The organism is Paenarthrobacter sp. DKR-5 (genome assembly GCF_018531425.1).
Lineage (GTDB): Bacteria > Actinomycetota > Actinomycetes > Actinomycetales > Micrococcaceae > DKR-5.
On the sequence record NZ_JAHBOI010000002.1, the window covers coordinates 217,468 to 234,696 of the forward strand.

Below are 17,229 nucleotides of genomic sequence, written 5' to 3' on the forward strand. Positions count from 1 at the left end.
GCCGGGGAACAGTATCCGGGCCGATAAACTGAGGCGGTGACTTCCACCCCTGATGCCGCCCTGTCCGCCGCCAACTTCACCGCCGTCGCCTACGGGCTCCGGCTGGAGGAATCGTGGCTGAAGGAGCTGCGGGCGGCCGCCGCGGCGGCCGGGGCTGTGCTGCTCGAGGAGCGCAGCACCGGCAACGGGCGGTTCGACGTGCATGAGATCGACGTGCACCTTCCGGAAGGACCTGACGCCCTCCGCCGCGCCGTCCACGGGCTGCCAGCCGGCGCCGGCGTCGCCGTCGTGCCCTCTGCGCTGCGAACCGCCGGCAGGAAGTTCCTCATCCTCGACGTCGACTCCACGCTGATCCAGCAGGAAGTGATCGAGCTGCTCGCGGCCTACGCGGGCAAGCGCGATGAGGTCACTGCCGTGACTGAAGCCGCGATGCGCGGCGAGCTGGACTTCGCACAGAGCCTGCACGCCCGGGTGAAGGTGCTCGCGGGGTTGCCCGTCAGCGTGATCGAAGGGGTGCGCCACGAGGTGCTGCTGACGCCCGGCGCTGCCGAGCTGGTCGCCGGCCTGAAGGCGGCCGGGCACAAGGTCGCCGCGGTCTCTGGCGGCTTCAGCCAGATCCTGGAGCCGCTGGCCGAGGAGCTGGGGCTGGATTACGCGCTGGCCAACGACCTCGAGATCGTCGACGGCAAGCTCAGCGGGCGGGTGCTCGGCGACGTGGTGGACCGCGCGGCGAAGGAGAGTGCGCTGCGCCGCTGGTCGGCCGAGCAGGGAGTGGACCTGGCGCACACGGTGGCAGTCGGCGACGGCGCGAACGACCTGGACATGCTCGCGGCGGCCGGGCTTGGCATTGCGTTCAATGCCAAGCCCGCGGTCCGCGCCGCCGCCGATGCGGCGGTTGACATCCCTTACCTCGACGTGGCCCTGGCGATCGCCGGGGTATCCGCAGCCTAGGAGGACGCGGCCCGGAAGTCCTCCGCGCCGCCGACGTACTCGGTGTGGCCGGTCGGCACATCGGCGGTGGCCATCGCGGCGACCTCGGCCGCGAATTCCTTGACCGAGTACAGCTTCCCGGCCTCCGCACGACGGGCCTCGATGGCGCCCGGATTCGCCCGGTCCAGCAGGGTGGCGGTCACGGTGCCTTCGATCATGTCGCCGGAGACCACCACCAGCGAGATTCCGTGGTTCTGAAGGTTGGGCACCAGTTCGCGCAGCGCATCCTCCCCGGCCCGCTTGCTCCGGGCCACCGGCTCGTACTCGGGCATGGTGGGAACGCTGTGAATGAAGTGGGCCTGGTGGCTGGTCACGAAGACCACGCGGGAGCCTTCCGGCATCACCGGGACGGCGGCGTTGAGCATGTTGACCTGCGCGTCGCGGTTGAGCTTGAGCGCGTAGTCCTCCTCCACGCCGGTCTCCATCCCACCGGACGCGTTCAGGACCAGCACATCGAGCGAGCCGAAGTTCTCCATCGCAGCGCTGACCAGAGCCTGGACGCCTTCCTGGGTCGTCAGGTCCGCCCCGACGGCGACCGCGCGGCCCCCGGCCCCCTCGATCTCAGCGACGACCTTGTTGGCGCGAGGCGCCTTCTGGCGGTAGTTCACGACCACTGCCGCGCCCTCCGCTGCGAGGAGCTTCGCGACGTCGGCACCGATTCCGCGTGAGGAACCGGTGACGATCGCTGTCTTGCTTTCAAGCTTTCCCATATGAATCTCTTTCTGTTGCTGCAGTGAAGCGGAAAATCAGTGGCCCATGCCCAAGCCGCCGTCGACGGGAATGACGGCCCCGGAGATGTAGGCTGCCTCGTCGGAGGCGAGCCAGCGCACCACGTTGGCCACTTCTTCGGGCTCGGCGAAGCGGCCGGCGGGAACCGACGCGAGGTAGCTCTTTTGGGTCTCCTCGGGCAGCTCGGCGGTCATGTCAGTGTTGATGAACCCCGGGGCCACGACGTTGGCGGTGATGCCGCGCGAGCCGAGCTCGCGGGTGAGTGAGCGTGCGATGCCGACCAGGCCCGCCTTGGACGCGGAATAGTTGATCTGGCCGGGTGCACCGTAAAGGCCGGAGACCGAGGAAATCAGCACAACGCGGCCCTTGCGCAGCCTGATCATTCCCTTGGAGGCACGCTTGATGACGCGGAAGGCGCCGGTGAGGTTGGTGTCGACGACGTCGGTGAAGTCCTGCTCGGACATCCGCAGCAGGAGCGTGTCGCGGGTGATGCCCGCGTTGGCCACCAGCACTTCGACCGGCCCGTGCGCCGCTTCCACCTCGGTGAAGGCCGCATCGACCGAGGCCATATCGGTCACGTCCGCCTTGACCCCGAGGATCCCTTCGGGCAGCTCACCGCTGCGGTAGGTCACGGCCACCTTGTCGCCGTTGGCAAGGAAGGCCTTGGCGATGGCCAGCCCGATCCCCCGGTTGCCGCCCGTGACCAGTACGCTGCGCGGTGCGGGCGCGGAAGGGTTCGCTTCGTTTGTCATTCTTTCCTCCTGAGTCTCCAGCACAGCATCCTATCGGCACCGGCCAAGGGCACCACGGCGCCGGCTTTTTCGTTACTCCGTAGAAAGTGACAGAATTGGCGGAGGCCTTTGGAGTGGAATGAAGAAGCAATCAGCAGTCCCCCACGATGTGCACAACATCACCGACGCCCCCACCGCCCACACGGATGAGATGCGTCAGCGCATGATCAAGTACGCCGTGGCGATGGGCATCCGCATGGTCTGCCTGGTGCTGATCTTCGTCCTCCCCGGGTGGTTCAAGCTGATCGCCGTGGCCGGCGCCGTCTTCCTGCCATGGGTTGCGGTCATCATCGCCAACGGAGGCAGCGACACCATGAACGAACACAGCAACGCCCTGCTCGACGCAGCGCCCCTGACCGAGCTGCCCGTTGCCGGGCCCGAGCCTGCTGCTCCGCCGGCGGACAGCGAGGTGCTCCAGGGCGAGATCATCCAGGAGGAGGAAAAGCCCGGGGCGAACGGAGGGGAGCCCCGATGAACCTCTTCGACATGCTCGGCGGCAGTGCGCCCGGGACTGCCGGCGACGCCGCTCCTGCGCGCACGATGTGCTCCCGCAAGGCCTGCCGTGAGGCCGCCAGCTGGAAGCTGCTCTGGAACAACCCGAAGATCCACACGCCCGAACGCCGCAAAACCTGGCTGGCCTGCGACGAACATGTGGCCTGGCTGCAGGACTACCTCCAGACGAGGAACCTGTGGCGCGAGACCCTTCCCCTTGAGGAGCAGTAACCGACCGATGTACGGATTCCTCCTGAGCGGCAAATGGATCGGCTATTTGCTCCTGACAGCACTTTTCGCGCTCGTGTGCGCCGGCCTGGGCATGTGGCAGCTTGACCGGCGCCGCGAGGTGCTGGCCGACATCAACAGGATCACAAGCAACTATTCCGCTGCGCCCGTCCCCTACGAGCAGGCACGCGGCGAGTTCCAGTCGCTCGACGCGTCCAGGGAATGGAGCCAGGTCCGCCTGGTCGGGCGCTACGACGTCGCCGGCCAGCGGATCGTGCGGAACCGGCCGTTCAACGGCCAGCCGGGATACGAGGTGCTGGTTCCGCTGCGGCTCGTGAACGGGGACTCCGTGGTCATCGACCGCGGCTGGCTGCCGATCGGAAACCAGCAGGCCGGCCGGCCGGACAGCGTGCCGGCTCCCCCGGCAGGCCAGGTCACCGTCACCGCGCGGCTCAAGCCCGGGGAACCGGTCATTGACCGTGGTGCTCCCGCCGGCCAGCTCGCCTCCATCAATCTGCCGGCCTACGGCAAGGAACTGGGCTACCCGCTCATGACCGGCGCGTACGGGCTGCTCGCCTCCGAGTCTCCGGCCGCTTCCGCCATGCCGGTGCAGTTCCCGATGCCCTCGCTGGACGAAGGCCCGCATCTGTCCTATGCAATGCAGTGGTTCGCGTTCGGCGTGCTGTTCTTCGTCGGCTACGGCTACGCCGCGCGTCAGCAGGCCATCTCGGACCGGCTCTACGCGGACGAGGATGCCGAGGACGACGAGGTGCAGTACGCGGCGGTGCGGCCGGACCGTCCGCGCCCGGTTCGCCGTCGTCGCCGCCCCACTGCCGAGGAAGAGGAAGACGCCCTGCTTGACGCGCAGGGCCTGTGACGGGGCAGCCGGACCCGGTCGACAGGGTCCGCAGCGCGCTGGCCGCCCTCGGGGCCGAGGACACTGTCCAGCGCTTCAGCAACGACGTCCCCACAGCGGCGGACGCCGCCCGCGAACTGGGCTGTGACGTGGCCGCCATCGCGAACAGCCTGGTGTTCGAACTCGACGGGGAGCCGCTGCTGGTCCTCGCCAGCGGAGCAGCCCGCATCGACACCCGCCTCGTCGCCGCGAGCCTCGGCGCCCGCAGAGTGCGCCGGGCGAGCGCGGACTTCGTCCTCGAGCACACCGGGCAGCAGGTGGGCGGTGTCGCGCCCGTCGGCCACCCGACTGCGCTGCGCACGCTCCTGGACGCCAGCCTGGCGGCACACCAGGTGCTCTGGGCAGGGGCAGGCGACCACCGGTCGATGTTCTCCATCAGCTTTGACACGCTCCGGCGCATCACGGGGGCCACGGTGATGGAGGTCCGGTGAGCGGCCCGGACACCCCGGATAGCAAAGCGGACCGGCGATAGGGAAAGTTCCCTATCGCCGGTCCGCCTTGCTAACGCAGGGTCAGGTTGCGGGGTCAGATTGCGCGGGTCAGGCGAGGGTGACCAGGTCCAGGTAGTCCTCGTTCCACAGGTCTTCGACGCCGTCGGGCAGCAGCACCACGCGCTCCGGGTTGAGCGCCTCGACAGCGCCCTCGTCGTGGCTCACCATAACGACCGCCCCCGTGTAGTTGCGCAGGGCGCCGAGGATCTCCGCGCGGCTGGCCGGGTCCAGGTTGTTGGTCGGCTCGTCCAGGAGCAGCACGTTCGCCGAGGACGCCACGATGGTCGCCAGGGCCAGACGCGTCTTCTCGCCGCCGGACAGGACGCCCGCCGGCTTGTCGACGTCGTCGCCGGAGAACAGGAACGAGCCCAGGATGCCGCGCACCTCGGCGTCCTTCAGGTCCGGCGCCGCCGACCGCATGTTCTCCAGCACCGTGCGGCCGGTGTCAAGGGTTTCGTGCTCCTGGGCGTAGTAGCCGATCTTGAGTCCGTGGCCGGGGACGACGTCGCCCGTGTCGGGCCTGTCCACGCCGGCCAGCATGCGCAGCAAGGTGGTCTTGCCGGCGCCGTTCAGGCCGAGAATGACGACCTTGGAACCGCGGTCGATCGCAAGGTCGACGTCGGTGAAGATTTCCAGCGAGCCGTACGACTTGCTCAGGCCCTCGGCCGTCAGGGGGGTCTTGCCGCAGGGTGCCGGCTCGGGGAAGCGCAGCGCCGCCACGCGGTCGCTCGCGCGGACCGCCTCAAGACCGCTGAGCAGCCGTTCGGCGCGCTTGGCCATGTTCTGGGCGGCCACGGCCTTCGTGGCTTTGGCGCGCATCTTGTTGGCCTGGTCCATCAGGACCTGCGCCTTCTTTTCGGCGTTCGCGCGCTCACGCTTGCGCGCCCGCTCGTCGGTCTCGCGCTGCATCAAGTAGCGCTTCCAGCCCATGTTGTACTGGTCGATTGACGCGCGGTTGGCGTCCAGGTGGAACACCTTGTTCACCGTCGCCTCCAGCAGGTCGACGTCGTGGCTGATCACGATCAAGCCGCCCTGGTGGCTCTTGAGGAAGTCCCGCAGCCAGCTGATCGAGTCCGCGTCGAGGTGGTTGGTCGGCTCGTCCAGCAGCATCGTCTCAGCGCCGGAGAACAGGATGCGCGCGAGTTCGACGCGCCGGCGCTGACCGCCGGAGAGAGTGCGCAGCGGTTGCGCGAGGATGCGGTCCGGCAGCGCCAGGTTCGAGGAGATGGCTGCCGCCTCGGCCTCGGCCGCGTACCCGCCGTTGGCAAGGAACTCGGCTTCGAGCCGGTCATAGCGGCGCATGGCCTTGGCATGGACCTCGGGGTCGTCGCTCGCCATCTCGGTCTGCGTCTGGTGCAGCTTGCGGGAGACAATGTCGAGGTTGCGGGCGGAGAGGATGCGGTCGCGGGCCAGCTGCTCCATGTCCGGGGTGCGCGGGTCCTGCGGCAGGTAGCCGATTTCCCCGGACCGGATGACCTCGCCGCCGGCGGGCAGGCCTTCACCGGCGAGCACGCGGGTCAGGGTCGTCTTGCCTGCACCGTTACGGCCCACGAGCCCGATCTTGTCTCCCTTGTCGACGCGGAAGCTCACCCCGTCCATCAGCAGGCGCGCGCCGGCGCGAAGCTCGAGATTGGACACAGTGATCACAGGAAGGGCCTTTCAGTGGGTGAGCAACCTGTCTATTCTACGGCAACGCCCGGCGGCGGCCGCTTTCAATCCTCCGCAGCCGCTTTCGTAGAAACACGACAAACACTTGCCCGCCTGCTGGCGCTATTCTCGATCCATAGCCAGCCTGAATTGTTGGTTACCTCCAGAACGAAAGGGCTCCGATGCCTAAGACCGACGGGAAGCAAGAGCCGGCAACGACGCAGGCATCGCCCGGGCCCGGCGGCTCCGACGCGAAGCCGCAGGCTGCCGGCCGGCGCCGCTGGAACTCCACCGACCTCGCACTGATCGCCGTGTTCGCAGCGCTGGTGGCCGGGTCGGCTGTCGTGCCCGGCATCCCGGTCGGCAACATCGGCGTGCCCATTACCCTGCAGACGCTGTTTGTGCTGCTGACCGGGCTCGTCCTCGGCGCGGGCCGTGCGGCTGCCGCCGTCGGACTCTACGTCCTGCTCGGCCTCGCGGGCCTGCCGATCTTCAGCAATTTCCGCGGCGGCCTTGGCATCCTCGCCGGCCCCTCCGCCGGCTACATCATCGCGTTCCCGCTGGCCGCGGCCCTCGCCGGGTGGCTCGCGGCCGTTGTGCTGCGCCGGACACGCCGGGCACGCGGTGTGTTGCTCTTCGTCTGCGCCATGGCCGCAAGCCTGCTGCTGATCCACACCCTCGGGGTGGCCGGCATGGTCCTCAATGCCAAGCTCGACGGCGCGACCGCGATCGTGAAGGACGCGGTCTTCCTTCCCGGGGACGTGATCAAGAACGTCCTCGCGGCGCTGATCGCCGTCAGCCTGCACAAGGCATTCCCCGACCTTCTGGTGCGCCGCGCCAGGTGAGCCGGATCGAGTTTGACGGCGCCGGTGTCGACGTCCTTGACGGCGCCGGCGCACCACGGGAGATCCTCTCCGGGGTGTCGCTGACGCTGACGGAACAGCGGATCGCCGTCGTCGGCGCCAACGGGTCCGGCAAGTCGACCCTGCTCCGGCTGCTGAACGGGCTGGTGCTGCCCACCCGCGGCGCCGTCAGGGTGGACGGTCTCGACACCCGGACCGCGGGGGCGAAAGTGCGCAGGATCGTCGGTTTCGGCTTCACCGACCCCCTCTCCCAGCTGGTGATGCCGACGCCGCGGGAGGACGTCGAACTTTCGCTCCGCCGGGTCCACCGGGACCGCAAGGAACGGCGCCGCACGGCGCAGGCGCTGCTGGCGAACTTCGGCTTGGAACGGCTCGCCGACCAGAGCATCTACGAGCTCTCCGGCGGGGAGCGGCAGCTGCTGGCGCTGGTCACGCTGCTCGCCGTCGAGCCGCGCGTCCTGGTCCTCGACGAGCCGTCCACGCTGCTGGACCTGCGCAACCGGGAGTTGCTGCGGCGTGTGCTGTCCGGACTGGCCCAGCAGGTGGTTTTCTCCACGCACGACCTTGAGCTCGCACTCGACGCCGAGCGCGTGCTGGTGGTGGATGACGGCGGCATCGTCTTCGACGGCGCCCCGCACGAGGCGGTGGACCGCTACCGGACCCTTGCGGGTGCCCGGGATCCGGGCGCGCCGTGAGGGGCCACGCCTTCCTGGTGGGGACCTATCACGAAGGGAGCTCCCCGGTGCACCGGGCTCCTCTGTGGCTGAAGTTCCTGCTGGTCTGCCTCACCGGTGCCGCGGCGTTCGTCCTGGTCGACTGGGTAGTCTCCGCCGCGCTGGTCTTCGCCCTCCTCCTGCTGCACCTGCTCGCGCAGCTCCCGGCCTCGCACCTCCGGCGCACGGCGGCGGCGCTGGCACCAATGGCCCTCATCCTCGGCGGCTGGCAGTGGTGGCAGCTGGGCCTGCCCGCAGCGGCCCGGATCGTGCTCAATATTGCCGCCTGTGTGCTGGCCGCGGGCTTGATGACCGCGACCACGCCCGTCCAGCAACTGCTGGACGGGCTCGTCCGAGCATCGGGGCCGCTGCGGCGGTTCGGCGCCGATCCGGAACGCTTCGGGCTGACGATGGCCCTGATGCTCAGAAGCATCCCGTTTGTCCTCGGAGCCTTTGCGGACAGCCGTGCCGCGGCCCGCGCACGCGGACTGGAACGCAGCCCCCGCGCCCGTCTGCTGCCCGTCGTGATCGGGACCGTCGCCTACGCCCGCCAGACCGGCGAGGCTCTCGCTGCCCGAGGCCTCGGCGACGCCGACGCCGACGCCGACGAAGAAGCAAGCGCCGGCGAAGGAGCGGGTTAGAACCTCTCCCAGCGGAAGAGCACCGAGGTCCCGAGGCCGCCCGCACCGCTGACCAACGCCAGGGCCAGGTCGCCGTGAGCCGTTGCCCGCCGCGCCTGGTGGAAAAGGCGGGTCACGAGCACGGCTCCCGAAGCTCCGTACGGGTGGCCGAGCGCCAATGCTCCGCCTTCCCGGTTCACCCGGTCCGGGTCCACTCCCAGCAGGTCCAGGCTGGCCAGCACCTGCGCCGCGAAGGCTTCGTTGAACTCCATGAAGCCCGCGGCGCGGACCGCGTCCGGCCCCGCGAAGCGCTCAGCGGCCGCAGCAGCGCCAACGCCAAGGAGGTTCGGGTCCACTCCGGCGGAGCCTCCGTCGACGAACACCAGACCCTCGGTCGCGCCGAGCCTGCGCGCCTGCGCGACGGAGGTGACCGCAACAGCGGCCGCCCCGTCGCTGAAGCCGCAGGAATTGCCCGCGGTGACGGTCCCGCCGGATCGGAAGGCTGCGGGAAACCGCGCGAGCAGCTGCGCCGACATGCGGCGCCGCGCACCGTCGTCCTCCTCCACCCGGCGCCCGGCAATGGTCAGCGGGACCAGTTCCCCGGCGAACGCCCCGGCGTCGGCGGCAGCTGCTGCCAGACGGTGGCTGCGCAGCGCAAACGCGTCCTGCCGCTCACGGCCGATGCCGTAGTGCTCGGCCACGTTTTCCGCGGCCTCCCCCATCTCAGGATCCCCGATCTCCGGCGGTGCGTGCCGGGCGCGGTCGTAGAACTCAAGGGACCCGTCCGGCAGCCGGTGCGCCCGTGCAGGCGCAGTACTGATGCTCTCGGCGCCCCCGGCCAGGAAGATCCCTCCGGCACCGCCGGCTACGAGGCGGGCCGCGAGAAGCACGGCGTCGAGCCCGGACCCGCACTGCCTGTCCACCGTCAGACCGGGCACGGAGACGGGAAAGCCCGCGCTGAGCAAGGCAAGCCGCGCCAGGTTGCCTCCGCCGCCGGCCGCGTTGCCCGCGATGACGTCGCTGATATCCGGCGGAGCTATCGCCGCATCCGCCGCCACAGCGCCGAGCACAGGGGCCAGCAGTTCGTGGACCTGCAGGGAGGCCAGCGCACCGCCCGCTCTCGTGATCGGGGTCCGGCGGGCGGCGATCACCACGGGCGTCCGGTCCGCATCTGCCCGGATGAAGTCACTCAAGGGGTTCCACCCGGGTATCCGCGCCGAGCACCCAATCGGCCAGCAGCGCCCGGCTCAGTTTGCCTGCGGCGGTCAGCGGGAGTTCGCGGAGCCGGTAATAGCGCCGCGGGCGGGCCGCTTCGGCCAGCGCACCGGCGGCCTGCCGGCGGAGGTCCTGCGCCCGGAGGTCCCCGTCCGCGAGCACCGCGGCGACGACCTTCATTCCCCGCCGGCCGTCGGCGACGCCTGCCGCGATGACCTGCCGGACGCCGGCAACACCCGCCAAGGCGGCCTCGACTTCCTGCGGGAAGACATTCCGGCCGGAGGTGACCAGCATGTCGGCCTTGCGGCCGAGGAAATGCAGTACTCCGTCGTCATCGAGGCAGCCCTGGTCCTGGACCGTCGCCCAGCGGCCGAACCGGCGCAGGCCCGCGCGGTCGTCGCCCCAAAGGTAGCCGCGGCTGATGAGGGCGCTGTCGACGCAGATGTTTCCGCTCCGGCCCGGCCCGCACGGCTGGCCCTGGTCGTCGAGGACGGCCACGGACACGCCGGGGAACGGCCGGCCGACGGCGGTCCCCGGCAGTGCCGGCTCGCCCGGCGCCTGGCGGGAGGCGGCGACGAAGCTCAGCTCGGAGGCGCCGTAGTACTCGTGGATGACGGCTTCCGGCGCCCACGCCCGGGCGGCGGCGCGGGTGGCCGGGTCGAGCTTGGCGCCGCCTGAGACGATGCTGCTCAGCCGGCGGCCCGCGGCCCTGCCCTCAGGGCTCGCGCCGGCGCGTTCCGCCAGCAGGCGCAGCTGTGCCGGCACCACCACCAGTCGCCCAATGTCCTCCCGGCCGAGTGCTTCGAGTGCCTCGGCCGTGCCGCCGGCAACGGTGTGGAACGGGGTGCCCTCCCGGAGGCATTCGGCCAGCGCATACAGATTGACCCCCGAAGAGAGTGGGCCCGGCGCCAGGGTCGCGGCGCCGTCGTGCAACCCGAACAGCTGGCCGGTGACCTCCAGCGACAGCTGCCAGGAGCGCCTGGTCCGGCTGAAGGCTTTCGGCAGCGCCGTCGTGCCGGAGGTCAGGCCGACGAGGAACACGCTCCCGGGCGGTCCGTCGGCGAGCGTGGTTCCGGTGCTGCTGCCGGCCGTGTCCGCCACGGCTTCCGGCCCGTCAAGGACCGTGTCCGGCTCCAGCCGCGACAGCACGGCTGCCCGCTGCTGCGAAGGCCACGCCGGGTCCAGGACGGCGCAACGCCCGCTGCCGGACATCGCGCCGGCGATGGCTGCCACGGCTTCGACCGAATTGGGCAGGCAGACCGCCGTCAGTCCGCTCCCCCGGCCGAGCGCTGCCGCGGCCTCCGCCAACCCGGCGTAGCTCAGCACCTTGGTGCCGACGACGACGGCGGGCGCGCCGGGGCGGTCGGCGGCCCATCGGCTCAGGCGGTCGAGGAACGGCATCGCTTCCACTGTAGGCTCTCCGGGCCGGCCGGAGCAGCCCCCCGTCTATTGTTGACGCATGAGTTTCAACGACAACGCCCAGCTCGATCCGTCCCAGCTCGAGGACCGCCGAGGCTCCGGACTCGGGTTGAGGGTCGGTGGGGGAATCGGCGGCGGCATTGTGCTGCTGCTGGCGGCCCTCTTCGGCATCAACCCGCAGCTGCTCGAGGGTCTGGCCGGGGGCGGCCCGGCTGCGGCGCCGGCGACCTCGGGGGCGGCGTCAGAGTGCCGCACCGGCAGCCAGGCGGACCAGCGGCTGGACTGCCGGATTGTCGGGACCGTGAACTCGCTCAACAGTTTCTGGCCGGCCTACCTCGCGCAGCAGAATGTCCGCTACGCGCGCCCGAAGACGGTCATCTTCTCCCAGCAGGTCTCCACCGGCTGCGGCACTGCCAGCAGCGAAGTGGGCCCGTTCTACTGTCCGGTCGACACCACTGCGTACTTCGACCCGGGTTTCTTCAACGAGCTGGTGACCCGCTTCGGCTCCTCCGGAGGCCCGCTGGCCCAGGAGTATGTTGTCGCCCACGAGTTCGGCCATCACATCCAGAACCTGCTCGGCAACATCAACAAGTCGCAGCAGGATCCTCAGGGCGCCAATTCGCTGTCGGTCCGCACGGAGCTGCAGGCGGATTGCTACGCGGGCATCTGGGCCAAGTACGCGTCCACGCGCAAGGACGCCAACGGCCAGGTCCTGCTGGAACCGGTCACCCGGCAGGATCTCGCGGATGCCCTCTCGGCAGCCTCCTCGGTCGGTGACGACCGGATTCAGAAGGCCGCAACCGGCCGCACTAACCCGGAGTCGTGGACCCATGGATCGAGCGCTGAGCGGCAGGCCTGGTTCAGCCAGGGCTACAGCAAGGGAACCCTTGGCTCCTGCAACACTTTCGGCGCCGCTGACCTGACCCGTCCGTAGGCGTGTCAACACTGCTTAAACGCCGACGGCGGGCAGCAGCACCAACCGGTGCCGCTGCCCGCCGTCCCCCTAGCGAGGAGGCTAGATGTTGAAGCCGAGGGCGCGCATCTGGTCGCGGCCGTCCTCGGTGATCCGTTCCGGCCCCCACGGCGGCATCCACACCCAGTTCAGCCGCCACTCGTCCACGATGCCGTCGAGAGCCTGGCCGGTCTGCTCTTCGATCACGTCGGTGAGCGGGCAGGCGGCCGTCGTCAGCGTCATGTCGATCAGCAGTGCGCCGTCGTCGCCGTAGCGCAGGCCGTACAGCAGGCCCAAGTCGACGACATTCACGCCCAGCTCAGGGTCGATGACGTCCTTGAGCGCCTCTTCGACGTCCTCGAGGCTGGTCTGCGCCGGGTTCACCGGCTCCACCTGGTTCGGTTCGGTCGTGCCTGTGTCAGTCATGGTTCCTTCTTAGGCCTGGGCCGCAGCCGTGTTCAGCGCACCGTTCGGCGCGGTGAACCGGTCGTAGCCTTCTTCTTCAAGGCGGTCCGCGAGCTCAGGGCCGCCTTCTTCGGCGATCCGGCCGTCCACGAAGACGTGGACGAAGTCCGGCTTGATGTAGCGCAGGATGCGTGTGTAGTGGGTGATGAGCAGCGTGCCCATCCCGCCGCCGGCGTGGGCGCGGTTCACTCCTTCGGAGACCACCTTGAGCGCGTCGACGTCGAGGCCGGAGTCGGTCTCGTCGAGGATCGCGAACTTGGGCTTGAACAGCTCCAGCTGCAGGATCTCCACGCGCTTCTTCTCGCCGCCGGAGAAGCCCTCGTTCACGTTGCGCTGGGCGAAGTCCGCGTCGATGCGCAGCTGGCTCATGGCCGCCTTGACGTCCTTGGTCCAGGTGCGCAGGCTCGGGGCTTCGCCGTCGATGGCGGTCTTCGCGGTGCGCAGGAAGTTCGTCATGGTCACGCCGGGGACCTCGACCGGGTACTGCATGGCCAGGAAGAGGCCGGCGCGGGCACGCTCGTCCACGCTCATCGAGAGCACGTCCTCGCCGTCGAGCGTGATCGAGCCGCTGTCGACCGTGTAGCGCGGGTGGCCGGCGATCGTGGAGGCCAGGGTGGACTTGCCCGAGCCGTTCGGGCCCATGATGGCGTGCGTCTCACCGGTCTTGATCGTCAGGCTGACGCCCTTGAGGATTTCCTTCGTGCCCTGCTCGGTCGAGATGCTGACGTGCAGGTCCTTGATTTCAAGCGTTGACATAGGTTCTTCGTTCTTCTTTCGGATGAAAAGTCTTAGCGGGTCGGGGCCGGAGCCCCGTTGATGACGGTGCTGACGTCCACGTAAACGTCGTCGCCGTCCAGTTCCAGGGCAAACACCGGGACGGGCTCGAACGCCGGAAGGCTCAGCGGCTGGCCGGTGCGCAGGTCGAATTGGGAACCGTGGCCCCAGCATTCGATCGTGCAGCCCTCAACGTCACCCTCGGACAGCGAGACGTCGGCGTGGGAGCAGGTGTCCCCGATGGCGTGCAGCTGCCCGTCGGAGTCTTTCACGATCGCCACAGGATAGTCCTGGACCAGGATGCGCAGCGCGCTCTTGACCCCGATCTCCGACGCCCTGCAGACCAGCTCCCCGGCCGGCATCAGAGGTTCCCTGCCTCGAGTTCGCGTTCGACGGCGTCGCGCAGGCGCTCCTCGAGGGCAGGAACCTTGATCTGCTGGATGACCTCGTTGAGGAAGCCGCGGACCACCAGCCGGCGGGCGGCGTCCTCCGGAATGCCGCGGGCCATCAGGTAGAACAGGTGCTCGTCGTCGAACCGGCCGGTGGCGCTGGCGTGGCCTGCGCCTTCGATCAGACCGGTTTCGATCTCCAGGTTCGGCACCGAATCGGCGCGGGCACCATCGGTGAGCAGCAGGTTCCGGTTCATCTCGTAGGTGTCCGTACCTTCGGCCTCCTTGCGGATGAGCACGTCGCCGACCCACACGGTGTGGGCGTCGCGGCCCTGGAGGGCTCCCTTGTACGTCACGCGGGACTTGCAGTTGGGCACTGCGTGGTCCACGAACAGGCGCTGTTCGAAGTGCTGCCCGGCATCGGCGAAGTACAAGCCGTACATCTCCACGTCCCCGCCCTGGCCCGCGAACCGGGCGGAGGGGGTCACGCGGACCAGATTGCCGCCGAGGTTGACGACAACGTGCTTGAAGTGCGCGTCCTTGCCGATCTTTGCCTGCTGCGCGCTGGCGTGCACCGAGTCGTCGTTCCAGTCCTGGATGCTGACGACGGTGAGCTTTGCGCCCTCCTCGACCAGCACTTCGACGTTCTCGGACACGACGCCGGTTCCCTGGTGGTCAAGCACGACGACCGCAGCGGAGTTGGGCTTGGCGTGGATGAACACGTGGCTCGCAGCAGGGTCTTCGCCGGCGCCTGTCACCGTCACCGTGGTTTCTCCCTCAGCCTGGAAGCCGGCGGGGACCGTCAGGACGGTCGCTTCGGCGGCGGATTCCCACGCGGCGGCGGAGACGCGGTCCTCGGGGATGCCGGCGGAGCCGATGCGGGCGTCGTCGTGCCCGACGGTCTCAACGGTCACACCCTCGGCGGCGGACACCGCGACGGCCGGAGGCTGCCCGACGAGTTCGCCCTTGTCCAGGCCGCGGAGCCGCTGCAGCGGGGTGAACCGCCAGTCCTCCTCGCGGCCGGTCAGCACAGGGAAGTCGGCGAGCCGGTACGAGGTAAGGCGGCCGGCGCGGGAGCTGTCCGGCACACCGACCCCTCCCCCGTGGCTGTGGCTCTTGACGGCCTCCCCTGCCAGCGGCGAACCCGCGGCGGGGTTCTCCGCGGCGAGCTTCTCGCCTTCCTCGCTCATTCCGGCGATCGCCGGGGTGCCGGCGTCGATTTCGTCGATGCTCGGGGCACCGATGCGTGCTTTTTCCACTACGTCCTTCGTACCTTCGGTGTTCGTTTCAGCAGTTCCGGGAAGCGCCACTAGCCGACCGATCCTTCCATCTGGAGTTCGATCAGGCGGTTGAGCTCAAGCGCGTACTCCATCGGCAGCTCGCGGGCGATCGGCTCGATGAAGCCGCGCACGATCATCGCCATCGCCTCGTCCTCCGGCATGCCGCGGGACATCAGGTAGAACAGCTGCTCCTCGCTGACCCGCGACACCGTTGCCTCGTGGCCCATGGTGACGTCGTCCTCGCGGACGTCGACGTACGGGTACGTGTCGGAGCGGGAAATGGTGTCCACCAGCAGCGCGTCGCAGCGCACGGTGTTCGCCGAGTGCTTGGCGCCTTCGCGCACCTGCACCAGGCCGCGGTAGGCTGCCCGGCCGCCGCCGCGGGCGACGGACTTGGAGATGATGGAACTCTTTGTGTTCGGCGCGATGTGGACCATCTTCGAGCCGGTGTCCTGGTGCTGGCCTTCGCCGGCGAACGCGATCGAGAGGGTCTCACCCTTGGCGTGTTCCCCGACGAGGTACACAGCCGGGTACTTCATGGTCACCTTGGAACCGATGTTGCCGTCGATCCACTCCATGGTGGCGCCCTCATGCGCGATCGCGCGCTTGGTCACCAGGTTGTACACGTTGTTGGACCAGTTCTGGATCGTCGTGTACCGCACGCGGGCGTTCTTCTTCACGATGATCTCAACCACGGCGGAGTGCAGCGAGTCCGAGGTGTAGATCGGGGCGGTGCAGCCCTCGATGTAGTGGACGTAAGAGTCCTCGTCGGCGATGATCAGGGTCCGCTCGAACTGGCCCATGTTCTCGGTGTTGATGCGGAAGTAGGCCTGCAGCGGGATCTCGACGTGGACGCCCTTGGGGACGTAGACGAAGGAACCGCCGGACCAGACCGAAGTGTTCAGCGAGGCGAACTTGTTGTCGCCCACGGGGATCACGGTGCCGAAGTACTCCTGGAAGATCTCGGGGTGCTCGCGCAGCGCGGTGTCGGTGTCCAGGAAGATGACGCCCTGCTTCTCCAGGTCCTCGCGGATCTGGTGGTACACCACCTCGGACTCGTACTGGGCGGCGACGCCGGCGACCAGGCGGCTGCGCTCGGCCTCCGGGATGCCCAGCTTCTCGTAGGTGTTGCGGATGTCCTCGGGCAGGTCCTCCCAGGAAGCAGCCTGCTTCTCGGTCGAGCGCACGAAGTACTTGATGTTGTCGAAGTCGATGCCGGACAGGTCCGCGCCCCAGGTGGGCATGGGCTTGCGGTCGAAGTACTTGAGCCCCTTCAGGCGGAGGTCGAGCATCCATTCGGGCTCGTTCTTCTTCGCCGAGATGTCCCGGACGACCTCTTCGTTCAGGCCGCGCCGGGCATTGGCGCCGGCGTCGTTCTTGTCGGCCCAGCCGTACTCGTAGGTGCCGATGCCCTCCAGCTCCGGGTTCTTCTCCAGAATTTCGGAAATCACCGTGGAGGGGGCGCCGACCTTCTCTGCTAGTTGGTCCGTCATAGCGGCCTTTCTTGCTGATGGTTGGTTACTTCGGTTCCCAGTGCGGCCACCGTACGCGGCCGCCCTGTTGGTATGTGGGTCGTGCAGACGTGCCCGCCGCTGGCGAGCGTGGACAGCCGGCGCACGTCAACACCGACCAGTTCCGCGAACACCTCGGTCTCGGCGTCGCAGAAGACCGGGAATTCCGCCGCCAGCTCCTGCACCGGGCAGTGGCCCTGGCACAGCTGCACTGCCGCCAGCGGGCCCTTCAGCCCAAGGGTGGTGGTGGAAGCGACGAAACCGTCGCGGCTGAGCGCCTCGGAGAGGGCCTGTGCCCGGGAGGCGACATCGTTGCCGGCGGCGTCGACCTCGGGACGGTACTTTTCCCGCATCGTCGAAAACCGCTTGCGCGCGTACTCGGCGACGGCCGCTTCCCCGCCCAACTGCTCGAGCTGCTTCAACGCGGTGCGCGCAATTTCGAGGTAGTCGTCGCCGAGGCTGCTCTGGCCGCGCTTGCTGAGCACGTAGCGCCGGGCAGGCCGGCCCGCGCGGGCCCCGGCCTTGGCGACCCGCTTGACCTCGATGATGCCCTGACGGGAGAGGTGGTCCAGATGGCGCCGGACGGCGGCCGGGGTCAGACCAAGCAGGTTGCCCAGTTCCGCCGCGCTCACCGGGCCATGCTCAAGGACCGCGCCGAGGACACGGTCCCTGGTACGGTCTTCCGCTTCGGCTGCGGTGGTGTGGGCGGCGCTGCGGCTGCCGGTGATGTTCCCCATGGAATAC

The 17,229-nt window shown here is 69.0% G+C and carries 20 protein-coding genes; 9 read left to right on the top strand and 11 right to left on the bottom strand.

All coding sequences use genetic code 11. The features are described 5' to 3' along the window. Positions 1 to 36 precede the first annotated feature (36 nt). Entirely contained in the window at positions 37 to 951 is a 915-nt protein-coding gene (gene serB / locus KIH31_RS04375) for a phosphoserine phosphatase SerB (protein WP_307857539.1), read from the top strand. Here serB and KIH31_RS04380 read toward each other — a convergent pair. After that, the gene (locus tag KIH31_RS04380) at positions 948 to 1,700 is read right to left on the bottom strand and encodes an SDR family oxidoreductase (RefSeq protein ID WP_214425866.1); all 753 of its coding nucleotides are present in this window, start codon (positions 1,698 to 1,700) and stop codon (positions 948 to 950) included. The two genes, serB and KIH31_RS04380, sit on opposite strands and share 4 nt — an antisense overlap. 36 nt (positions 1,701 to 1,736) lie before the next feature. Then, entirely contained in the window at positions 1,737 to 2,471 is a 735-nt protein-coding gene (locus KIH31_RS04385; RefSeq protein WP_214425867.1) for a beta-ketoacyl-ACP reductase, read from the bottom strand. Positions 2,472 to 2,589: 118 nt separating this feature from the next. On the opposite strand from KIH31_RS04385, the gene KIH31_RS04390 reads away from it, so the two are divergent. Genes KIH31_RS04390 through KIH31_RS04405 form a run of 4 tightly spaced genes read left to right on the top strand, consistent with a single transcriptional unit; the run spans position 2,590 to position 4,577 of the window. Further along, complete coding sequence (locus KIH31_RS04390; RefSeq protein WP_214425868.1) at positions 2,590 to 2,985, top strand: DUF3099 domain-containing protein; 396 nt, start codon at positions 2,590 to 2,592, stop codon at positions 2,983 to 2,985. After that, a complete protein-coding gene (locus KIH31_RS04395) occupies positions 2,982 to 3,233 on the top strand; it encodes a hypothetical protein (protein ID WP_214425869.1) in 252 nt (83 codons plus the stop codon). The genes KIH31_RS04390 and KIH31_RS04395 overlap by 4 nt, the downstream gene beginning before the upstream one ends. 7 nt (positions 3,234 to 3,240) lie before the next feature. Continuing rightward, on the top strand, positions 3,241 to 4,107 hold the full coding sequence (locus KIH31_RS04400; RefSeq protein WP_214425870.1) for an SURF1 family protein: 867 nt from the start codon (positions 3,241 to 3,243) through the stop codon (positions 4,105 to 4,107). Continuing rightward, positions 4,104 to 4,577 carry a YbaK/EbsC family protein gene (locus KIH31_RS04405; RefSeq protein WP_214425871.1) on the top strand — a complete coding sequence of 158 codons (474 nt, stop codon included), beginning with the start codon at positions 4,104 to 4,106 and terminating at the stop codon, positions 4,575 to 4,577. Before KIH31_RS04400 ends, KIH31_RS04405 begins: the two co-directional genes overlap by 4 nt. A gap of 108 nt (positions 4,578 to 4,685) precedes the next feature. Here KIH31_RS04405 and KIH31_RS04410 read toward each other — a convergent pair whose 3' ends face one another. Next, positions 4,686 to 6,284, bottom strand: coding sequence for an ABC-F family ATP-binding cassette domain-containing protein (locus KIH31_RS04410; RefSeq protein ID WP_214425872.1), 1,599 nt, complete (start codon positions 6,282 to 6,284; stop codon positions 4,686 to 4,688). Between the two features lie 182 nt (positions 6,285 to 6,466). Here KIH31_RS04410 and KIH31_RS04415 point away from each other — a divergent pair, with 182 nt between their 5' ends. Genes KIH31_RS04415 through KIH31_RS04425 form a run of 3 tightly spaced genes read left to right on the top strand, consistent with a single transcriptional unit; the run spans position 6,467 to position 8,501 of the window. Next, on the top strand, positions 6,467 to 7,129 hold the full coding sequence (locus KIH31_RS04415; RefSeq protein WP_214425873.1) for a biotin transporter BioY: 663 nt from the start codon (positions 6,467 to 6,469) through the stop codon (positions 7,127 to 7,129). Continuing rightward, positions 7,126 to 7,842: an energy-coupling factor ABC transporter ATP-binding protein gene (locus tag KIH31_RS04420; protein WP_214425874.1), complete on the top strand. Its 717-nt coding sequence runs from the start codon at positions 7,126 to 7,128 to the stop codon at positions 7,840 to 7,842. The genes KIH31_RS04415 and KIH31_RS04420 overlap by 4 nt, the downstream gene beginning before the upstream one ends. After that, positions 7,839 to 8,501, top strand: coding sequence for a CbiQ family ECF transporter T component (locus KIH31_RS04425; protein ID WP_214425875.1), 663 nt, complete (start codon positions 7,839 to 7,841; stop codon positions 8,499 to 8,501). Before KIH31_RS04420 ends, KIH31_RS04425 begins: the two co-directional genes overlap by 4 nt. Here KIH31_RS04425 and KIH31_RS04430 read toward each other — a convergent pair. Beyond that, positions 8,498 to 9,673: a thiolase family protein gene (locus KIH31_RS04430; protein WP_214425876.1), complete on the bottom strand. Its 1,176-nt coding sequence runs from the start codon at positions 9,671 to 9,673 to the stop codon at positions 8,498 to 8,500. The two genes, KIH31_RS04425 and KIH31_RS04430, sit on opposite strands and share 4 nt — an antisense overlap. Continuing rightward, positions 9,666 to 11,096, bottom strand: coding sequence for a class I adenylate-forming enzyme family protein (locus KIH31_RS04435; RefSeq protein WP_214425877.1), 1,431 nt, complete (start codon positions 11,094 to 11,096; stop codon positions 9,666 to 9,668). The genes KIH31_RS04430 and KIH31_RS04435 overlap by 8 nt, the downstream gene beginning before the upstream one ends. Positions 11,097 to 11,154: 58 nt before the next feature. Here KIH31_RS04435 and KIH31_RS04440 point away from each other — a divergent pair, with 58 nt between their 5' ends. Beyond that, positions 11,155 to 12,048 (top strand): neutral zinc metallopeptidase, encoded by an 894-nt coding sequence (locus KIH31_RS04440; RefSeq protein ID WP_214425878.1) that lies wholly within the window; start codon positions 11,155 to 11,157, stop codon positions 12,046 to 12,048. An 81-nt stretch (positions 12,049 to 12,129) separates the two neighbouring features. Here the strand turns inward: KIH31_RS04440 and KIH31_RS04445 are convergent, their stop codons facing one another. From KIH31_RS04445 to KIH31_RS04470, 6 genes are read right to left on the bottom strand one after another with little or no spacing between them, the layout of a single operon-like run. Continuing rightward, positions 12,130 to 12,492 carry a metal-sulfur cluster assembly factor gene (locus tag KIH31_RS04445; RefSeq protein WP_250545482.1) on the bottom strand — a complete coding sequence of 121 codons (363 nt, stop codon included), beginning with the start codon at positions 12,490 to 12,492 and terminating at the stop codon, positions 12,130 to 12,132. A 9-nt stretch (positions 12,493 to 12,501) separates the two neighbouring features. Beyond that, complete coding sequence (sufC, locus tag KIH31_RS04450) at positions 12,502 to 13,287, bottom strand: Fe-S cluster assembly ATPase SufC (RefSeq protein WP_214425879.1); 786 nt, start codon at positions 13,285 to 13,287, stop codon at positions 12,502 to 12,504. 32 nt (positions 13,288 to 13,319) lie between these two features. Next, the gene (locus tag KIH31_RS04455; protein ID WP_214425880.1) at positions 13,320 to 13,667 is read right to left on the bottom strand and encodes a non-heme iron oxygenase ferredoxin subunit; all 348 of its coding nucleotides are present in this window, start codon (positions 13,665 to 13,667) and stop codon (positions 13,320 to 13,322) included. Continuing rightward, entirely contained in the window at positions 13,667 to 14,953 is a 1,287-nt protein-coding gene (sufD, locus tag KIH31_RS04460; RefSeq protein ID WP_374224842.1) for a Fe-S cluster assembly protein SufD, read from the bottom strand. The genes KIH31_RS04455 and sufD overlap by 1 nt, the downstream gene beginning before the upstream one ends. Positions 14,954 to 15,003: 50 nt before the next feature. Further along, a complete protein-coding gene (gene sufB / locus KIH31_RS04465) occupies positions 15,004 to 16,467 on the bottom strand; it encodes a Fe-S cluster assembly protein SufB (protein ID WP_214425881.1) in 1,464 nt (487 codons plus the stop codon). Then, positions 16,464 to 17,222, bottom strand: a complete 759-nt coding sequence (locus tag KIH31_RS04470) for a metalloregulator ArsR/SmtB family transcription factor (RefSeq protein WP_214425882.1) — start codon at positions 17,220 to 17,222, stop codon at positions 16,464 to 16,466. The genes sufB and KIH31_RS04470 overlap by 4 nt, the downstream gene beginning before the upstream one ends. Between the last annotated feature and the right edge of the window lie 7 nt (positions 17,223 to 17,229).